At 41.3% G+C, this 16301-nt stretch carries 17 protein-coding genes; 12 read left to right on the forward strand and 5 right to left on the reverse strand.

The window, feature by feature from the left end; translation table 11 throughout:
• Positions 1–125: 125 nt before the first annotated feature.
• The 3 genes from AYO36_RS16890 to mecA all read left to right on the forward strand — a co-directional run bounded on the left by AYO36_RS16890 (position 126) and on the right by mecA (position 1632).
• Positions 126–263: a hypothetical protein gene (locus tag AYO36_RS16890; RefSeq protein ID WP_023468890.1), complete on the forward strand. Its 138-nt coding sequence runs from the start codon at positions 126–128 to the stop codon at positions 261–263.
• A gap of 172 nt (positions 264–435) precedes the next feature.
• The gene (spxA, locus tag AYO36_RS03925; RefSeq protein ID WP_012370920.1) at positions 436–834 is read left to right on the forward strand and encodes a transcriptional regulator SpxA; all 399 of its coding nucleotides are present in this window, start codon (positions 436–438) and stop codon (positions 832–834) included.
• A 162-nt stretch (positions 835–996) separates the two neighbouring features.
• Positions 997–1632, forward strand: coding sequence for an adaptor protein MecA (mecA, locus tag AYO36_RS03930; RefSeq protein WP_369815310.1), 636 nt, complete (start codon positions 997–999; stop codon positions 1630–1632).
• A gap of 62 nt (positions 1633–1694) precedes the next feature.
• Here the strand turns inward: mecA and AYO36_RS03935 are convergent, their stop codons facing one another.
• Positions 1695–2417, reverse strand: a complete 723-nt coding sequence (locus AYO36_RS03935; RefSeq protein ID WP_064299581.1) for an SDR family NAD(P)-dependent oxidoreductase — start codon at positions 2415–2417, stop codon at positions 1695–1697.
• 68 nt (positions 2418–2485) lie between these two features.
• On the opposite strand from AYO36_RS03935, the gene cls reads away from it, so the two are divergent.
• The 4 genes from cls (at position 2486) to AYO36_RS03955 (ending at position 8135) form a co-directional block, all read left to right on the forward strand.
• The gene (gene cls, locus AYO36_RS03940) at positions 2486–3997 is read left to right on the forward strand and encodes a cardiolipin synthase (RefSeq protein WP_064299582.1); all 1512 of its coding nucleotides are present in this window, start codon (positions 2486–2488) and stop codon (positions 3995–3997) included.
• An 18-nt stretch (positions 3998–4015) separates the two neighbouring features.
• Complete coding sequence (locus AYO36_RS03945) at positions 4016–4966, forward strand: competence protein CoiA family protein (protein WP_064299583.1); 951 nt, start codon at positions 4016–4018, stop codon at positions 4964–4966.
• Positions 4967–5030: 64 nt separating this feature from the next.
• Positions 5031–6833, forward strand: coding sequence for an oligoendopeptidase F (gene pepF / locus AYO36_RS03950; protein ID WP_064299584.1), 1803 nt, complete (start codon positions 5031–5033; stop codon positions 6831–6833).
• Positions 6834–7046: 213 nt separating this feature from the next.
• Positions 7047–8135, forward strand: coding sequence for a ThiF family adenylyltransferase (locus AYO36_RS03955; protein WP_064299585.1), 1089 nt, complete (start codon positions 7047–7049; stop codon positions 8133–8135).
• A gap of 1128 nt (positions 8136–9263) precedes the next feature.
• On the opposite strand, the gene AYO36_RS03960 is transcribed toward AYO36_RS03955, so the two are convergent.
• Together AYO36_RS03960 and AYO36_RS03965 are read right to left on the reverse strand one after the other, a co-directional pair.
• Positions 9264–10055 (reverse strand): DsbA family protein, encoded by a 792-nt coding sequence (locus AYO36_RS03960; protein ID WP_064299586.1) that lies wholly within the window; start codon positions 10053–10055, stop codon positions 9264–9266.
• A gap of 94 nt (positions 10056–10149) precedes the next feature.
• Entirely contained in the window at positions 10150–10731 is a 582-nt protein-coding gene (locus AYO36_RS03965; protein WP_231884645.1) for a CYTH domain-containing protein, read from the reverse strand.
• A gap of 96 nt (positions 10732–10827) precedes the next feature.
• Between AYO36_RS03965 and yjbM the strand changes: the two genes are divergently transcribed.
• Genes yjbM through AYO36_RS03980 form a run of 3 tightly spaced genes read left to right on the forward strand, consistent with a single transcriptional unit; the run spans position 10828 to position 13189 of the window.
• Positions 10828–11472, forward strand: coding sequence for a GTP diphosphokinase (yjbM, locus tag AYO36_RS03970; RefSeq protein WP_035396676.1), 645 nt, complete (start codon positions 10828–10830; stop codon positions 11470–11472).
• A gap of 10 nt (positions 11473–11482) precedes the next feature.
• On the forward strand, positions 11483–12286 hold the full coding sequence (locus AYO36_RS03975; RefSeq protein WP_023468882.1) for an NAD kinase: 804 nt from the start codon (positions 11483–11485) through the stop codon (positions 12284–12286).
• Between the two features lie 18 nt (positions 12287–12304).
• Positions 12305–13189, forward strand: a complete 885-nt coding sequence (locus AYO36_RS03980; RefSeq protein WP_064299587.1) for an RluA family pseudouridine synthase — start codon at positions 12305–12307, stop codon at positions 13187–13189.
• Between the two features lie 53 nt (positions 13190–13242).
• Here the strand turns inward: AYO36_RS03980 and AYO36_RS03985 are convergent, their stop codons facing one another.
• The gene (locus AYO36_RS03985; RefSeq protein WP_029342211.1) at positions 13243–14412 is read right to left on the reverse strand and encodes an FtsW/RodA/SpoVE family cell cycle protein; all 1170 of its coding nucleotides are present in this window, start codon (positions 14410–14412) and stop codon (positions 13243–13245) included.
• 144 nt (positions 14413–14556) lie between these two features.
• On the opposite strand from AYO36_RS03985, the gene fabI reads away from it, so the two are divergent.
• Both fabI and AYO36_RS03995 read left to right on the forward strand, forming a co-directional pair.
• A complete protein-coding gene (gene fabI / locus AYO36_RS03990; protein ID WP_029342212.1) occupies positions 14557–15330 on the forward strand; it encodes an enoyl-ACP reductase FabI in 774 nt (257 codons plus the stop codon).
• Between the two features lie 112 nt (positions 15331–15442).
• On the forward strand, positions 15443–15661 hold the full coding sequence (locus tag AYO36_RS03995; protein ID WP_023468878.1) for a hypothetical protein: 219 nt from the start codon (positions 15443–15445) through the stop codon (positions 15659–15661).
• 4 nt (positions 15662–15665) lie between these two features.
• On the opposite strand, the gene AYO36_RS04000 is transcribed toward AYO36_RS03995, so the two are convergent.
• A complete protein-coding gene (locus tag AYO36_RS04000; protein ID WP_023468877.1) occupies positions 15666–16178 on the reverse strand; it encodes a YjcG family protein in 513 nt (170 codons plus the stop codon).
• Positions 16179–16301 lie beyond the last annotated feature (123 nt).

Here is a 16301-nt window from a genome sequence, read left to right on the forward strand (position 1 = left end):
CATATTTAATTGCTTAAAGTAGGAATAGATTTTTAGTTTACGTGGTATACTTACTAATGTAGAAGATGATTATTTCGCTTTCGTAGGTTGTTAATTCTGTTTCGGGCCGATTGGGGTGTCGGAATATGAAAGAACGTGACAAGAAGAAAAAGCTGAAGAAGCGCCTTTTGCGGGATATTTTAGAGAAAAAACTGAAAGAAATGAAACTTCCTAAAGCAAAAGAGACGATTTCTCAGCCATTTGATCACACGCCAGCTTGTTAAAGCCACGTGGTGGCTTTAACAAGCTTTTTTACGAAAAGTTCTTTCATCTTTATAAAAAAGCTAGGTTTTCTGCTTTATTAGATGTAAACTGTCAAGTAATAGAACCATCATCAATATCTGCTTATTCACATAGGTATTGAATGATGTTAAATCAGGGGGAGGATGTTTTTCAATGGTAACACTCTATACTTCACCAAGTTGTACTTCTTGTCGGAAAGCACGCGCGTGGCTTGAAGAACATGAAATCCCGTTCGTTGAACGTAATATCTTTTCAGAACCATTATCGCTCGATGAAATCAAACAGATTCTTCGTATGACGGAAGATGGAACGGACGAGATTATCTCAACACGTTCAAAAGTCTTCTCGAAACTCGATGTTTCCGTTGAAAACTTATCGTTGCAGCATCTATACGATTTGATTCAAGAATATCCGGGATTATTGCGTCGCCCAATCTTGATTGATGAAAAACGCCTTCAAGTGGGATACAACGAGGATGAAATCCGTCGATTCTTACCGCGCAAGGTGCGTACATTCCAACTTTTGGAAGCACAGCGTCTTGTAAACGAGTAATTTTGAAAAGCACGCTGCTTCGTGAGCAGTGTGCTTTTTGTTACCGATAAAAAAGGTTAAAATAAAGATAACAAAGGAATAGAAATATATCCTTCGGATTCAAAACTATGAATCCAAGTCATGTCCTCGTTCGTATTCTAGATAAGGAACGAGAAGAAAGGAGTGGACAGTTTGAAAATCGAACGCGTCAATGACAATACGGTCAAGTTCTTCATCACGTACACCGACATCGAACGCCGTGGTTTTGCCCGAGATGAGATTTGGTATAACCGGGAACGGGGAGAACAGTTATTCTGGCAGATGATGGACGAAGCGAATGAAAAAGAGTCCATCTCCTTCGAAGGTCCACTATGGATACAAGTGCAAGCATTTGAAAAAGGTCTTGAAGTCACTGTAACGATCGCGAAAAATGCAGTTGATGGTGAGCAAGTCGATGAAGACGAACTCGATTCACTTTTACGATCAGCGATGTCTGAGACAGAAGATAAAGATACAGAGTTAAGCCAAGATGTTTTATTTGAAACTCGCGATTTCGAACATATCATCGCGCTCAGCCAATATGCGAATGCTCCTGTATTCGCAGAACTTGAAACAGCGCTTTATCAAAAAGATGGACTCTATTTACTGCATGTTCATTTCGAAGATGATGTGAACGTAGAAGCGCAAGAAAACGTCATGAGTTTAATCGCAGAGTATCTCCAGTTCAGCGAACAAACGATACATCCTGTAGCTGAATACGGGAAACAGATCATTGCTTCAGATGTCTTTCCGTTCATTCGGAAACATTTTCCGAACTAAGGTCAGAAAAAGTGCGAGGAAAAGGAGGATCACATATCGTGATACCTCCTTTTGTTCTGGTATTAAGTGAGGGTATAGCCTCCATCTACGATGAGCGCTTGACCGTTGATGTAACTCGCTTTGTTTGATAGTAAGAAACAAACGACCTCAGCGATTTCAGAAGGTTGTGCAGGCTCGCCTCGAAGATGATGTTTCATTGCGAGGTCAAATTTATCTTTCCCGCCATATAAGGCATGACTGAGCGCTGTATCGACTGGTCCCGGGCAAATAGCATTAAATCGGTACTTACCATGGAAGCGGGCGGCGTATGTCTTTGTTAGCGTCAGTAAAGCACTCTTAGATGAAGCGTAAGGCAGTAGCATTGCTGGAAACTTAACATGACCTACGATGGCGCTATTATTGACGATGGAAGCGCCTTTTGAAAAGCGTTTTGTCGCAAGCTGGATGATTCGTTCGGGTGCGTGATAGTTCACTTGGAACACTTCTTTTTGTTGATCGGAGACACGTTCAGGTGCAACGGGTTTACCGAAAGTACCTGCATTGTTGAAAATACCATCGATTTCTGGGAAATCTTCTTGTGTTTCTTCAAAGAACGCATCGATTGCAGAGGAATCAGTTAAGTCGACAGGGAAGAAATATAAACGTCCTTCTCCATTTGCTTCAAGCGAGGATCCTTTTTCTTCATTACGACCAATCGCAAGGACAGTATGTCCCTCCCGAATGAGTTGAAGGGCAGTTGCCTCACCAATTCCACTTGTTGCACCAGTAATGATATACGTACCCATTTAAACGCTTCCTTTCTGTCATCAGTTTAAATACAATTAGTACTACTTACATAAAAGGAGGGGGATTCATGCTACGACGTGTACAACTTCTCATGACCCTCATCTTGACCATCGGCTTGATTGCCTTTTTATCCTACTATTGGAGTGTCTATATGGTAGGTTGGCTGTCCATCGTCATCATCTTGGTCGTCATGAGCGTGTTTGTCATCATTCTACTCGAAAATCGAAACCCAGAACGAACGCTCGTCTGGGCACTCGTCATGATGGCATTGCCTGTCGTTGGCGTGTTCGTGTATTTCACATTTGGTCAGAACTACCGCCGAAAACGAATGTTTCGACTGAAGGCAATGCTTGATGAAGAGTCTTACATTAAGTATCGTACCCAGTTTAAGGCAGGGGTACACCAATCAGTGTTCCAAGAAGGGCGTTATGGAAAAGTTGTGACACTTATCGATTCAATCAGTCGCCTTCCGATTTCGTATAATACACATACAAGAATCTTGACGAATGGTCAGGAAAAGTTTCCGATTCTTTTAGAAGAGATTCGTCAAGCACAGCATCATATTCATTTGGAGTACTATATCGTACGCGATGATCAACTTGCGCTTCAGCTACAGGAAGCGTTGATTGAAAAGGCTAAGCAAGGAATCGAGGTCCGCTTTCTTTATGATGCCGTCGGTTGTTTTTCGACGGATAAACATTATTTCAAGAAGATGCAGGCAGCTGGTGTTGAGGTTCGTGCGTTTTTACCCGTCGTCTTACCGTTTATTTCGAGTAAATCAAACTACCGGAATCATCGGAAAATCGTCGTCATCGATGGAACGGTTGCATTTACGGGTGGAATAAACATTGGCGACGAGTATATCGGTCGTGATCAACATTTTGGTTTTTGGCGTGATACCCATCTTCTCGTAAGGGGAGAGGCTGTCTCTGAACTCCAACTGATTTTTTTGCAAGACTGGTATTACATGACCGGTGAACGGCTGTTTACACCGTTTTACATGGAGCCACTTGAGTACGTTGAAGAAGCAACAGGAGGTGTTCAAATCATTGCGAGCGGTCCTGATGAGCCATATGAGGCAATGAAATCACTTTACTTCGGGCTCATCACGGAAGCGCGTGAATCGGTCTATATTGCTTCCCCGTATTTGATACCGGACGAAGATCTCATGACAGCGCTGAAGACAGCTGCAATGGCAGGGATTGACGTCCGTATTCTACTACCGAGCTTCCCGGATCATAAAATCGTATTTTATGCGAGCCGTTCTTATTTTGATGATTTGCTACAAGCTGGTGTGAAAATTTACGAGTACAATAAAGGGTTCATGCACTCGAAAGTTATCGTCGTTGATGACGCCATCGCAACGATTGGGACAGCGAACATGGATTTACGTAGTTTTCATTTGAATTTCGAAGTGAATGCTTTCTTATATGGAACGAACTCTGTCCATGAACTGACACGTGATTTTTATGAAGATTTTAGCCATTCGACACAAGTTGATGCTGATATGTTCCATCGGCGTCCATTACGCCGTCGATTAATTGAATCGATTTCACGTTTATTCTCACCGTTACTCTAGTAAAAGGGGACGATTCAGATGTTTGAAGCCATTGATGCTTCTGGTAAACGTATCATGATTCACAGATTTCTCATCCATGAATTAAAAACGATGTCCTTACGTTGTCCGTATTGCCTGAAGCCATTGCGCGTCAGGCAAGGACGACGACCACACTTTGCACATATCTCAGCTTGTTCAGGAGAAAGCAACGTGCATATGTCTTGGAAAAAGCGGATTGCGGATTCTTTAATAAACGCAGGTGTCCAAGTCGAAATTGAATGGATGACTGGGGAGAGACGTTTTGATCTGTGGATACCAGAAAAGAAAATCGGGATTGAAATTCAACGTTCTCCGATGTCGGCAGAGGAATGGATCAGACGAGCCAGACTTGATGCGAAACAAGAACAAACGGTTCGGTGGATCGGATTTCATCCTTCACATGGTGTCACGTTGCGATTGAAAGGTTGGATGCGACAAGCATTTTTACAACATGATTACTTGGATCTGATCGTCGAGAATCAAATCCGGAGATTTCGACATCCGGTTCCTTTTGCGAAACATCATATCTATTGTACGGTTCAACCGCTCTCATTATCTGATTTTCTTTCGAAAGAACCTTCATCATTTCCTCGGAAATTTTCAATCGCTCGATGGCAAGGAATCGTTCATCGCTATCGTCGACGTCCTTTTTATCCTTCATTACCTCCACGCATCCTCAAGGTCCCACTGTATCAATCAGGTTTCCATCTACAAAATCTTCCCTCTTTTGCCTTTCTCCCCATCACACGTCTATTATTTCTACCCGTCCACCCCTTTGAATTTCAAATCGTCGTCTTTTTAGAGATAAAAGGGCGGTACACTTTGAGCCGTCTGGAACATGTCATAAATCAACTGCTTCACCAATTGAATCTATCGATTGAAAGAGATTTGATGGGTGCTCTCGTCAGGGAATGGATGGAGCGGATTGAGGAGGCGAATAAGCTGTTTTAGCAGGAGCACTTCGATTGTTTGTCGAAAAGAAAACAGGTATAACTGAATTAAAGGAGTGAGGGAAATGGCAGAAGTATTAACACGTCAAGATATTGACGTTACAGAAACATGGAATCTAGAGTCGATTTACGCAACGAACGAAGCGTGGGAAGAAGAATTCGAATCGGTGAAAGCAATGCTCCCATTACTCGTCGAGTATAAGGGTCGTCTTGGACAGAGTGCAGAAACGCTCTATGAAGGGTTACAGTTACGAGACGAAGTCTCAAGACGTCTTTATAAGCTTTATACATACGCGCATATGCGTTATGACGAAAATACAGCAGATAGTTTCTACCAAGCAATGAACGACCGTGCTCGAACACTCGCGTCGCAAATCGGAGCAACACTTGCTTTCATGACACCAGAACTATTAGCTGTACCTGAGTCAACGATTGAGACGTATCTTAATGAGAATCCAGATCTTGCGATGTATCGTCATGCATTTGATGAATTGAATCAAGAGCGTGAACACGTCCTGACGGAAGCGGAAGAAGCGATTCTTGCAAAGGCAGGAGAAGTACTCGGTCAATCCGGTACGACGTTCGGTATGTTGAACAATGCAGATCTGACATTCCCGAGAATCAAAGGGGAAGATGGAGAAGAGACAGAGTTGACACATGGTCGCTTCATCACATTCCTGGAATCATCTGATCGTTCGGTCCGTGAAGCAGCATTTAAAGCGATGTATGGAACATATGCGAAATACACGAATACGCTCGCTTCGACACTTGCTGGGTCAGTTAAGAAAGACAACTTCTATGCGGATGTCCGGAAGTTCCCATCGGCACGCGCAGCAGCTTTACACGGTAATGCGATTCCTGAGTCCGTCTATGATGGATTAGTTGAAGCGGTACATGAGCATTTACCATTGCTCCATCGTTACGTCGCCCTACGTAAGCGAGTGCTTGGACTTGATGAACTACACGTGTATGATATGTACACACCGCTCGTTTCTGAGGTGGAGATGAAAGTCTCTTACGAGGAAGCGAAACAATTGATGGTTGAAGGACTTGCACCGCTTGGAGCAGAGTATAAGCACATCCTCGAAGAAGGATTGTCTGAACGTTGGGTTGATGTCCGAGAGACGCGTGGTAAACGGAGTGGAGCCTACTCTTCTGGTGCTTATGATACACAGCCGTTCATTTTGATGAACTGGCAAGACAACATAAACAACCTCTTTACACTCGCACATGAATTCGGACATTCTGTCCATAGTTATTACACGCGGAAGTCTCAACCATATCCATATGGTGATTATTCAATCTTCGTCGCAGAAGTTGCCTCAACGACGAATGAAGCATTGTTGAACGACTATCTATTGAAGAAAGTAACGGATCGTAAAGAAAAACTCTATCTATTAAACAATCAACTCGAAACATTCCGTGGAACATTGTTCCGACAAACGATGTTCGCTGAGTTCGAACATGCAATTCATGATGCGGCTCGTCTTGGCCAATCGCTGACACCGGAATTCTTAACGTCAACGTATTATGCGTTGAATCAAAAATACTTCGGAGACGAAATTGTCTTAGATGAAGAAATCGGTCTAGAATGGGCTCGGATTCCACACTTCTATTACAATTATTATGTCTATCAGTATGCAACGGGCATTTCTGCTGCTGCTGCCTTGACGGATCAGATTCTAGAAGAAGGACAACCTGCTGTAGAGCGATACATCAACAATTTCTTAAAAGCGGGATCAAGTGATTATCCAATCGAAGTATTAAAAGCTGCGGGTGTTGATATGACAACAAAAGCACCAGTTATTTCAGCCTTAAAACAGTTTGAACTCACTTTAAATAAATTTGAGAAACTTATTAATCTTTAATTATCAGAATAATTCATTAAAACATTTACAAGGGAAAAAGTGTATGGTATTATTTTAATTGTAATAAAAATACATAATAGAAAAAAGGTGATAAAAATGAAAGCTACTAACAGTAAAAAACTATTGGTTCAGTGTAATTGGTCACTTTATGTTAAATAATTTTTCGAGGGGACCTATGTAGGTCCCTCTTTATTTAAAGGAGGATTTAAATAAATGCGTATAGTACAGTTCAAGCCCTATGTGAAAGTGTTTTTAAACGAAGAAAATAAAAAGGCTACGCTTTCACGTGTATGGGAAGATGATTTCGAAGGAATAGTATATGATATGAACAATTTAGGTATATTTATATTAAAAAAAATTGAATCTTTATGTGAAGAAAACGTTTTAAATGAAGAAATTAGTGAGAAATTTCCTAATGATATTGAAGAGGCAAAAGAAATTATACAATTCTTAAAAACAGAGAATTATATAGAATTTATTGGTTCTGATTACTATAAGCCAGATTATTTAGAGGAAGATTTCGGAAGGATAATTCCGCTTTTATCTATTTTTGAAACTGAATTTATTAATAGGTATAAAATACAAGAAAATATTATGACTAAAAAAATTGGTATTATTGGAGCTGGAACTATAGGGTTTAGTGTCATCAGTAAATTAGTTTCTAATGGTATAAAAAAATTCGTACTTATTGACGATGATATTGTCGAAAAGTCTAATTTAACGCGTCAACCGCTATTTTCTTTGAATCACATAGGTAAATTGAAGGTAGATGTTATTAAACAATATATAGAAGATAGAACTGAAAATAGTGACGTATTGACAATAAATACATATGTTTCTAAAATAGAAGACTTAAATGGTTTAAAAGATGTTGACTTAATAATCAATTGCGCAGATGAGGTAAAGACTAGTTTAATTGAGAAATATATATTTGAAAATAAAATCCCGACATTTTTTGGTGGAGGTTATATTGGTCACGTAGGAAGAATTGATCCTTTAGTAATTCCGGGGGTTACAAAATGTTTTAGTTGTAATGAGAAAAAATTAAAAGATGAATATGATGATATCGGTAGACCCTTAGCAAATCATTATAAATTAAGTACAATATCAAGTATGAGTGATTTTATTTCCAGTGTACTCTCTTTTGAAGTATTGAAATTTTTGGCGAATCCTGAAAAAAATTTATTAATTGACAAGTTTTTATTTGTTAATTTTAAAGATTATTCAATTAAAGAAGTAAAGCCAAATAATCAATTCCCTATTGATTGCTCTACTTGTAAAAATAATTCTTTAATTGTATAAATTAGCACAATTAGATTACTAAATGAATTTTATATATTAGCAAGAAATATGTGTACTTTACTTACATATAAAAAATAAAACAATTTATATTAAAGATAGTTTGTTTAATTAAAATAATGGTGTGAATTGAGTTTATTTTAGGATTGACCTCTTTTATTAAATTATCGTATTTAAAGGTAAGTCGTTCTTGTCTTGTTTTTTCCGTCAAGTAATAAAAAATTAATAAACTAAATGGATAGAGCTGAAATGAACTCTGAATGGTGGACACTTGACAAAGTATCCCATTTGGGGTTTTTTTTGTGTTTAAAGATATTGATCTACTTTATTTATTCAATCTAGCCGAGCGAACTATTCATGAAAAGATGTACTTTCAGTTCAAATCAACTAATTTTCAGCGAATCTTCACTTAGACTCGTTATCAGATAGTGCGATTCAATAAATAGGAGACTCTGGAAGTAACAATTTAGCTGGCAATTAAGTGACCGATATAAATCTTTGAGGAAGGCAGCTTCGAACTGATTATGAGTGATAACCAGACAATAGAACGATGCGATGAGATAAGGGAAAAAAGGTATTGAATTTATTAAGAAAAAAGGATTCTTGAAGAAGAGACATGAAAGATTAAATAATTAGAAGTCATTCAAAAAAAGAAAAACTTTTTGAACGACGACTTGCGAGAGTTGAAGCAATATTTAAGTACCTTACAGCGAAGGAAAAATTATTACAAAGCTCTAATTTCTCGAAAATGAGACAAAAACACTAGAACTATCAGTATCTGAACGCTATAAAACAATTAATATTGTTGTACGCAAACAATCATAGAGTCAGCTTTAGGGTGGACATTTACTAGATCTCTGAAGTGAGCTACAGTGAATATTAAACTGATTCGCACATAGGAATAATGTTTTCTTACGGAAATAACATTATTAAGCAGAACACTTGCTTTTAAAACCTATTCATGTTCACTAGTTTAAGAGGAAATAAAAATGTATTATTACTTTAGTATATAAATTAATAATAAGTATTTTAATATTAGCATAACTTTTTATGAAACTTAAAAATCCCAATAAAAGAAGAAAGTTTTTACACTTTAACTAGATTCTTTTATTGAGACTTTCAGCTATTTTATTACATGTGTGCCGAATCTTTTAAGTGACGCCATACTTTTCCATCACAGTACGATAGAGAAGCACATTTTTGTTGCAAGACCAGTTTTTTTAATTCGTGTTCAATCTGGGATTCAGGAGCGTCATAAATAAAGGCGATTTCAGCCGTTGTTGCTGTTTCATACCGTCTCAAGAATTGTTCGAGTGGTGGCTTCGGTTGTTTTTCGATCGTATGATCTAGCAATTCACTTAAGATCGAGACATACACCAAATACTCATAAGGTCCTTCTGCTTTGATCGCTTCTTCGTCTCCGACGAAAGCGAGTGTTGGAAGAATCCGAACATCCCATTCGGTGACTAGTTCGGTTTCTTTCTCGAGCATTTGCTGAATCGTATCCGACGAGACATCACGATGAAACTCTTCTAAATCCAAACCATACTCCGTTAAAGCCTCTGCTAGCCGCATCAATGATGGCCGACTATAAGCACTTTCTCCTTCGACGTTATGAAGCATTCGAAGGCGTCGCATGAATCGCATACCAAATGTCTTTCCTTGAAGCTCAATTGCTTTTAGAATGACGAGTGGTGACATGTCACATGCGGATCGTGATGGAGCACATGGAATCGTTGCAATCGTCCGAAGACGGAACAGATGACCATATTCTAGCTCTAGCTTCTTGAGAACGGGTATCAACCGTAAACCATCCGTTTGTGTCACATCTAGAAAATGATAGATTTCCAGAGGTTTCGTCGGTTGTTGAATCGATGGTTCGTCCAATGAACAATAAGATCCGTTACATTGTGCGTGTTCCATCCGTTCACCCCTTCCTGTTGTTATCGTTACCCTATTTTAGCAACGAAAAAAAAGAAAGAGCAAAGGTTTTGCTTGTTCATTCTTACACGAAAAATCAAGAAAGCGCTTTACGTTCCATGAAGCGAACGATTTTATTTTTTGTTTTGCGCTGTGGAATGTCGTGTTCTGAAAGAATTCGCTCGAAATCCTTTTGCCCTTGTTCGAAGTTGCTGACCTCAAACTCTAACTCATAATCGGTATGTCCGAGATAGCGACTTTTATCAAGGACAAGCAATCCTTCCGGGAGCACGGTTTCGATTCGTTCTGTCTCTAATCGACCTAAATGCTCCAAAGATCCCTGTAAATCAAATGACTTTAGCTGTTCGTTCATCTCTTCGGAATGAATTAGACCGTATTTGAATAGATCTTCTGCTTCAGTTGATGATAACGTGACATGCGTTTCAAGCAACCCCTCCTCATGGGGTTGTTTTAAAGTCAGTACGAGTCCTTGTTTTTTCTCACGAATCCGTAAAGCAGCACCTTTTTTTCGAAGTTCAAAATCAGGCGTATCAAAATAATCATTTGCTTGCCAAATGGGTTGTTTAGCTGACGCATAATGGGTAAATAACGATAGATATTCTTGTTCAGACAATAAGTTCTTAAATTCGATTTCCAATTCTTGTCTAATCGGAATCACGCCTTTCTAGTTGAATGTCTGAAAATATGATAACATGAATGAGGTAGGAACAGGCAGTGAACCAATACTATTCGATTAAAAGTGGTGACAAATCAGATGACAAAAGAAAATTGGGATTTATTTCTTGCACCGTATCAAATCGCGGTCGATGAGTTGAAAGTTAAGCTAAAAGCGATTCGTAAACAATTTCAGCAACGGGGAGAACATTCACCGATTGAATTTGTCACAGGACGGGTCAAACCTGTAAAGAGCATTCTTCAAAAAGCGGAACGAAAAGCAATTGCGCGTGAGTCATTAGAACAAGACATGCAGGATATCGCCGGATTACGTATCATGTGTCAATTCGTCGATGATATCATTCATGTCCTTGAGCTGTTGCGCTCGCGCGGAGATTTTAAAATCGTCGAAGAACGAAACTACATTACGCAAAAAAAGGATAGTGGCTATCGATCATATCACGTCATCATTGCCTATCCGGTACAGACAATCGAAGGTGAAGTTCCGACGTTAGTCGAGATCCAAATTCGAACGCTTGCGATGAACTTCTGGGCAACGATTGAACACTCATTGAATTATAAGTACCAAGGAAATATTCCGGAAGAGACGCGTGAGCGGTTGCGGCGTGCGGCAGAGGCAGCATTTTTGCTTGATGCGGAGATGAGCCAGCTGAAAGTAGAAATCCAAGATGCACAACTCGTCTTTCAACGCGACGCTAAGGCGTCTGAACGATTAAAAGAGTAGGGGGATGACCATGCGTTTTGCAATCACGGCTCGTGATGATGAGCGATCTCATGCGCTGAAACAGCAACTCGAGCAGGCATTGACGGATCGGGGATGTATTCTTGATGTCAGCCAGCCGGAAATCGTCGTCTCGATTGGTGGAGACGGAACGATGTTACAGGCGTTTCATTCGTATCTCGATCAAGTAGAGACAATTACGCTTGTTGGGATTCATACGGGGCATCTTGGTTTTTATGCGGATTGGCGCCCTGAAGAAATGGATGAACTGATTGATCATATCGCGAAGCAGGATTTAGCGACGGTTCAATACCCGTTGCTTGAACTCTCGATTGATTATGCGGACGGTTCACACAACCAACTGCTTGCCTTAAATGAATGTACGATTAAAAGTTTTAATCAGACGCTCGTTTGCGATTTATCGATTCGAGGCGACTACTTCGAAACATTCCGAGGGGACGGGTTGTGTGTATCAACACCGTCTGGTTCGACAGCTTACAATAAGGCACTCGGCGGAGCGATCGTTCACCCGGCGCTCGAAGCAATTCAAATTACAGAGATGGCTTCCATCAACAATCGTGTTTACCGGACGATCGGCTCACCGATGTTGTTACCGAAACATCATGATGTCGAAATTCGTCCCGTTAATCCGATTGATTTTCAGATGACCTATGACCACTATGCTTCGATCATTCATCAAAACGTGACATCGATTCGATGCCGGGTCTCTGATAAAAAAGTGAAATTTGCTCGTTTTCGTTCTTTCCCGTTCTGGCAACGGGTGCGGGAATCTTTCCTGGCAGACGAAAGACGTTAAAGTAAAGGAAATGGAAACATGAATGGATTTCAGCTACAACAGATGGTGACTGACATCGAGGATGGCTGGCGTGTCAGTCATTTTTGTACGACCCGCTTAGGGATTTCGCGAAAAATGTTAGTATCGATTAAAAATCATGGGGATATCACGCGTAATGGTCAGCATGTCAACGTCCACGACGTCTTACACGCGGGTAATCATGTCCATGTCTTCTTCCCGGAAGAGACACCAGCACCGGATATGGTGGCGACAGAAGGGGAACTTGATATTTTGTTTGAAGATGATTGGTTGCTCGTCGTCAATAAACCGCCGGGCATGGCATCGATTCCGTCTCGACTGCATCCGGAACGCTCATTATCGAACTATGTCCTTGGTTATTACCGAAAACAAGGAATTCCGTATGCAATCCATATCGTTAATCGGCTCGATCGTGATACGAGTGGTCTTGTCTTGTTCGCGAAACACGGGCTTGCCCATCACCGGATGAGTCTCATGCAACGATCCAATGAATTAGAACGACATTATTTAGCGTATGCACCCGGAAACGTACCGGTACAAACAATTGATCAACCGATTGGTCAAACCGATCATTCCTTCATGGAACGGATGGTACGACCAGATGGTCAACGAGCCATTACGCATATCTTAAATAGCCGTCTAGTTCGAGCCTTTGACCAAGAAATCTCATTACTCGATATCCGACTAGAGACAGGTCGGACACACCAAATTCGTGTCCACCTTGCTTTTCTTGGGCATCCTTTAATCGGCGATACGATGTATCAAGGAAACCCGTTACTGCCGCGTCAGGCGCTCCATAGTGCATCAGCAACGTTCCTTCATCCTGCTACGGGAGAACGGGTTCGTTTTGAAGCACCACTTCCTGAGGATCTCCGACTGGAATGATGAAGTACACAAATAAAAGGCAGTGGACTTGGTCCACTGCCTTTTATTTGTGTTTAGTCTTCATCGAACATGGAAATCCGAGATTGAGAGGCGATTGCCATAATCAATCCTAGACCGACGAGGTTTACGATCATCGTTGATCCACCATAACTGATGAACGGTAAGGGAAGACCTGTGATCGGTAAGACACCAATCGTCATCCCGATGTTTTGGAAGATTTGGAACGTAAACATCGCGACATATCCTGTCACGATATAGGTACCAAATGGATCAGCTGTCTCGAGAGCAATCTGAATCAAGCGATAGACGAACAGGAACAAGACGATCAAGACGATGGCAGCCCCGATGAAACCATAGTGTGAGGCAATCGTCGTAAAGATGAAGTCTGTATGCAATTCTGGAACGAACACTTGCAGTTTCCCATATCCAACGCCGAACATTTGACCTGAACCTGTCGCGTTGATTGCTTGGACGAGCTGGTACGACAAATCATCCGCATATTCGAACGGTTGCAACCAAGCCATGATCCGGTTCATCGCGTGACCTGGGAAAAAGGTTGCGAGTAAATCATTTTGGAAAAAGAACAGGTAAAAGAAAATGATGACGGCTCCTGCGAACAGACCGAACATCGTCAAAAGCCATTTCCAGTTTAGTCCGGATAACAACATCGCACATGCTAAGATGACGCATAGAATCAAACCGATCCCTAAATCGGGCTGAATGATGATAAGACCGAGCGGCAAGGCTGTAACCGCGACTAACTTGATAAGTAACAAGAGATCTCTTTCATGTTGAACATAACGCGCATTGTGCTCGGTAATGACGGCAGCGAGCGTCACGATCAAAAAGAACTTCATGAACTCAGCCGGTTGAACCGTACCGATAACTGGGAATTGATACCAACCGTATGCCCCTTTGATTTCAGTGACGATTGGTGTACCACGGAAAATGACAAGACCGATCAATGATACGATACCTGCTCCATATAAAAACCAGTGGAATCGCTTCAACTGTTCATAATCGATGAAAATGACGACCGATAACGCCATGAAGCCGATGACGTACCATTGAATTTGTTTGGCAGAGAAGTTGATGGCACTGATCGCACCTTTAAGCGAAGGTTGTGCTGTATAGATGGCGATAATACTGATGACCATCAGACAGGCGAGTAAAAAAAGCAACGTATGATCATAACGTTGTGTAAATGATTTGAATCGATTCATTTCATCCCTACTTTCTATCATTCTCTATATTACCGTAATTTATCAAATCCGCAATATCAAGAGCGATGGTTGACAGAAGCGTTACGTTTTTGTAACCTGAAGATAGGTTTTATTACCAGGTACTAATTCAAGGGGGACTTTATCATGAATATTTATCCTTCACTCGAAGGCAAGACGTACGTCGTCATGGGCGTCATCAACCAACGTTCGATTGCATGGGGCATCGCACGTGCGCTCGACGCTGCTGGAGCAAGCCTGGCATTTACATATGTCGGAGAGCGTTTTAAGGCACCACTTGAAAAATTAGGACAAGAATTATCACGACCGGCTTCTTATTATACGTGTGATGTCACGAGTGACGAAGAGATTGAACAGGTCTTCCAAACGATTCATGCGGACCACGGGAAGATTTCAGGGATCGCTCACTCGATCGCATTCGCGGATAAAGAAGCGCTTCGTGGTGAATTTTCTGGGGTAACGCGTGAACAGTTTGCGCAAGCACTTGATATCTCAGCTTACAGCTTAACAGCAGTCGTCAAGGCCGCAAAGGATTTCTTTACGGAAGATGCATCCGTCATCACGTTGACATACCTCGGTGGTGAGAAGATGGTTCCGAACTACAACGTCATGGGTGTTGCGAAAGCAGCATTAGATGCAAGCGTTCGTTATCTCGCTGCTGAATACGGTCAGCAAGGCGTTCGTGTCAATGCGATCTCAGCTGGTCCAATTCGGACAGTATCCGCAAAAGGTGTCGGCGATTTCAATTCGATTCTTGATAGCATCGAAGAACGTGCGCCACTTCATCGTAACGTGACGACAGAACAAATTGGTCAAAGTGGACTGTTCTTGCTTTCACAAATGTCGAGTGGGGTGACAGGAGAAATCCTTCACGTCGATAGCGGATTCCACATTCTTTAATAAACGATCGATTAAGCCGGGCTTTCCCATGCGGGAGGCTTGGTTTTTTTTGTGCTCGATCGGGGAACTATCAAATATAAGTGTCATTAGAAGGAGAGAGGAAGTGCAGAGGATGAACGCAATCGATTTTACAGTCGTACAATATGTCAATCGTCAAGTACGTGTCGATCCACAGCTAAAGACTGAACCAGTCGCTCGAGTTCAACCGATACGCCCAACTGATCCTTACCGCGAACACGAAGCAGACGACTTTTTAGAAGAACAGGCAAATGCATACGGTGTATTACCAGAACTAAAACTTCCCGGTCGAAGCTTCGACCGGGAAGTTTAATCATTCATTGACCTGTGAAGCGGAATGTCTCATAGACACTCCAAGCACCGTTCTCCAGTTCATACAATAAAGCCATTTTCGTGACGTCTTCTTGGAAACGGATATCTTCCATCTTGAGACGTTCTAGTACATCGAACAGTTCGACATCCGACAGTTCTTGACCGATTGTGATATGAGGCAAGAAATCGTATTTCGGCTTATGTTCGAGTGGTCCCGTATGCAAAGCGCGATGTAATTGTTCTAACTCATCCGTCGGCATTACTTTAAGGAACAAGACATTGTTCGTCGGATGGAACGAACGAGCTCCTTGGATGTGCAAATTGACAGGCTTCGTTTCGGACGCGATTCGATTCAACTCCGTCACGATGTGGTCTAGTTCTGTCTCATCGACTTCCATCCGCTCCCGTAGCGTGATATGAGGTGTGATTAGTGCATACTTCGAGTCATATCTCTTTCGGTATGAATTTGCAAAATCTTGAACGCGTTTCGATGGAAACAATACAACCCCGATGTTCATCGAAAATCCCCTACTTTCCCCTGAAATGATAACGCTTTACAAAATAATCATGACGGATTCTGGCGTCGATGTCAAAGAAGTTTGAGAGGAGCTTCAGAATCCGTGTATACTAATGAAGTACTT

Origin of the sequence: Exiguobacterium sp. KKBO11 (assembly GCF_001644945.1) — a bacterium.
GTDB lineage: Bacteria > Bacillota > Bacilli > Exiguobacteriales > Exiguobacteriaceae > Exiguobacterium_A > Exiguobacterium_A abrahamii.

Excerpts from the sequence above, each read along its gene's own strand:
- AYO36_RS16890 (WP_023468890.1), top strand. The coding sequence starts at position 126 with ATGAAAGAACGTGACAAGAAGAAAAAGCTGAAGAAGCGCCTTTTGCGG.
- spxA (WP_012370920.1), top strand. The coding sequence starts at position 436 with ATGGTAACACTCTATACTTCACCAAGTTGTACTTCTTGTCGGAAAGCA.
- AYO36_RS03935 (WP_064299581.1), bottom strand. The coding sequence starts at position 2,417 with ATGGGTACGTATATCATTACTGGTGCAACAAGTGGAATTGGTGAGGCA.
- cls (WP_064299582.1), top strand. The coding sequence starts at position 2,486 with ATGCTACGACGTGTACAACTTCTCATGACCCTCATCTTGACCATCGGC.
- AYO36_RS03945 (WP_064299583.1), top strand. The coding sequence starts at position 4,016 with ATGTTTGAAGCCATTGATGCTTCTGGTAAACGTATCATGATTCACAGA.
- pepF (WP_064299584.1), top strand. The coding sequence starts at position 5,031 with ATGGCAGAAGTATTAACACGTCAAGATATTGACGTTACAGAAACATGG.
- AYO36_RS03955 (WP_064299585.1), top strand. The coding sequence starts at position 7,047 with ATGCGTATAGTACAGTTCAAGCCCTATGTGAAAGTGTTTTTAAACGAA.
- AYO36_RS03960 (WP_064299586.1), bottom strand. The coding sequence starts at position 10,055 with ATGGAACACGCACAATGTAACGGATCTTATTGTTCATTGGACGAACCA.
- yjbM (WP_035396676.1), top strand. The coding sequence starts at position 10,828 with ATGACAAAAGAAAATTGGGATTTATTTCTTGCACCGTATCAAATCGCG.
- AYO36_RS03975 (WP_023468882.1), top strand. The coding sequence starts at position 11,483 with ATGCGTTTTGCAATCACGGCTCGTGATGATGAGCGATCTCATGCGCTG.
- AYO36_RS03980 (WP_064299587.1), top strand. The coding sequence starts at position 12,305 with ATGAATGGATTTCAGCTACAACAGATGGTGACTGACATCGAGGATGGC.
- AYO36_RS03985 (WP_029342211.1), bottom strand. The coding sequence starts at position 14,412 with ATGAATCGATTCAAATCATTTACACAACGTTATGATCATACGTTGCTT.
- fabI (WP_029342212.1), top strand. The coding sequence starts at position 14,557 with ATGAATATTTATCCTTCACTCGAAGGCAAGACGTACGTCGTCATGGGC.
- AYO36_RS03995 (WP_023468878.1), top strand. The coding sequence starts at position 15,443 with ATGAACGCAATCGATTTTACAGTCGTACAATATGTCAATCGTCAAGTA.
- AYO36_RS04000 (WP_023468877.1), bottom strand. The coding sequence starts at position 16,178 with ATGAACATCGGGGTTGTATTGTTTCCATCGAAACGCGTTCAAGATTTT.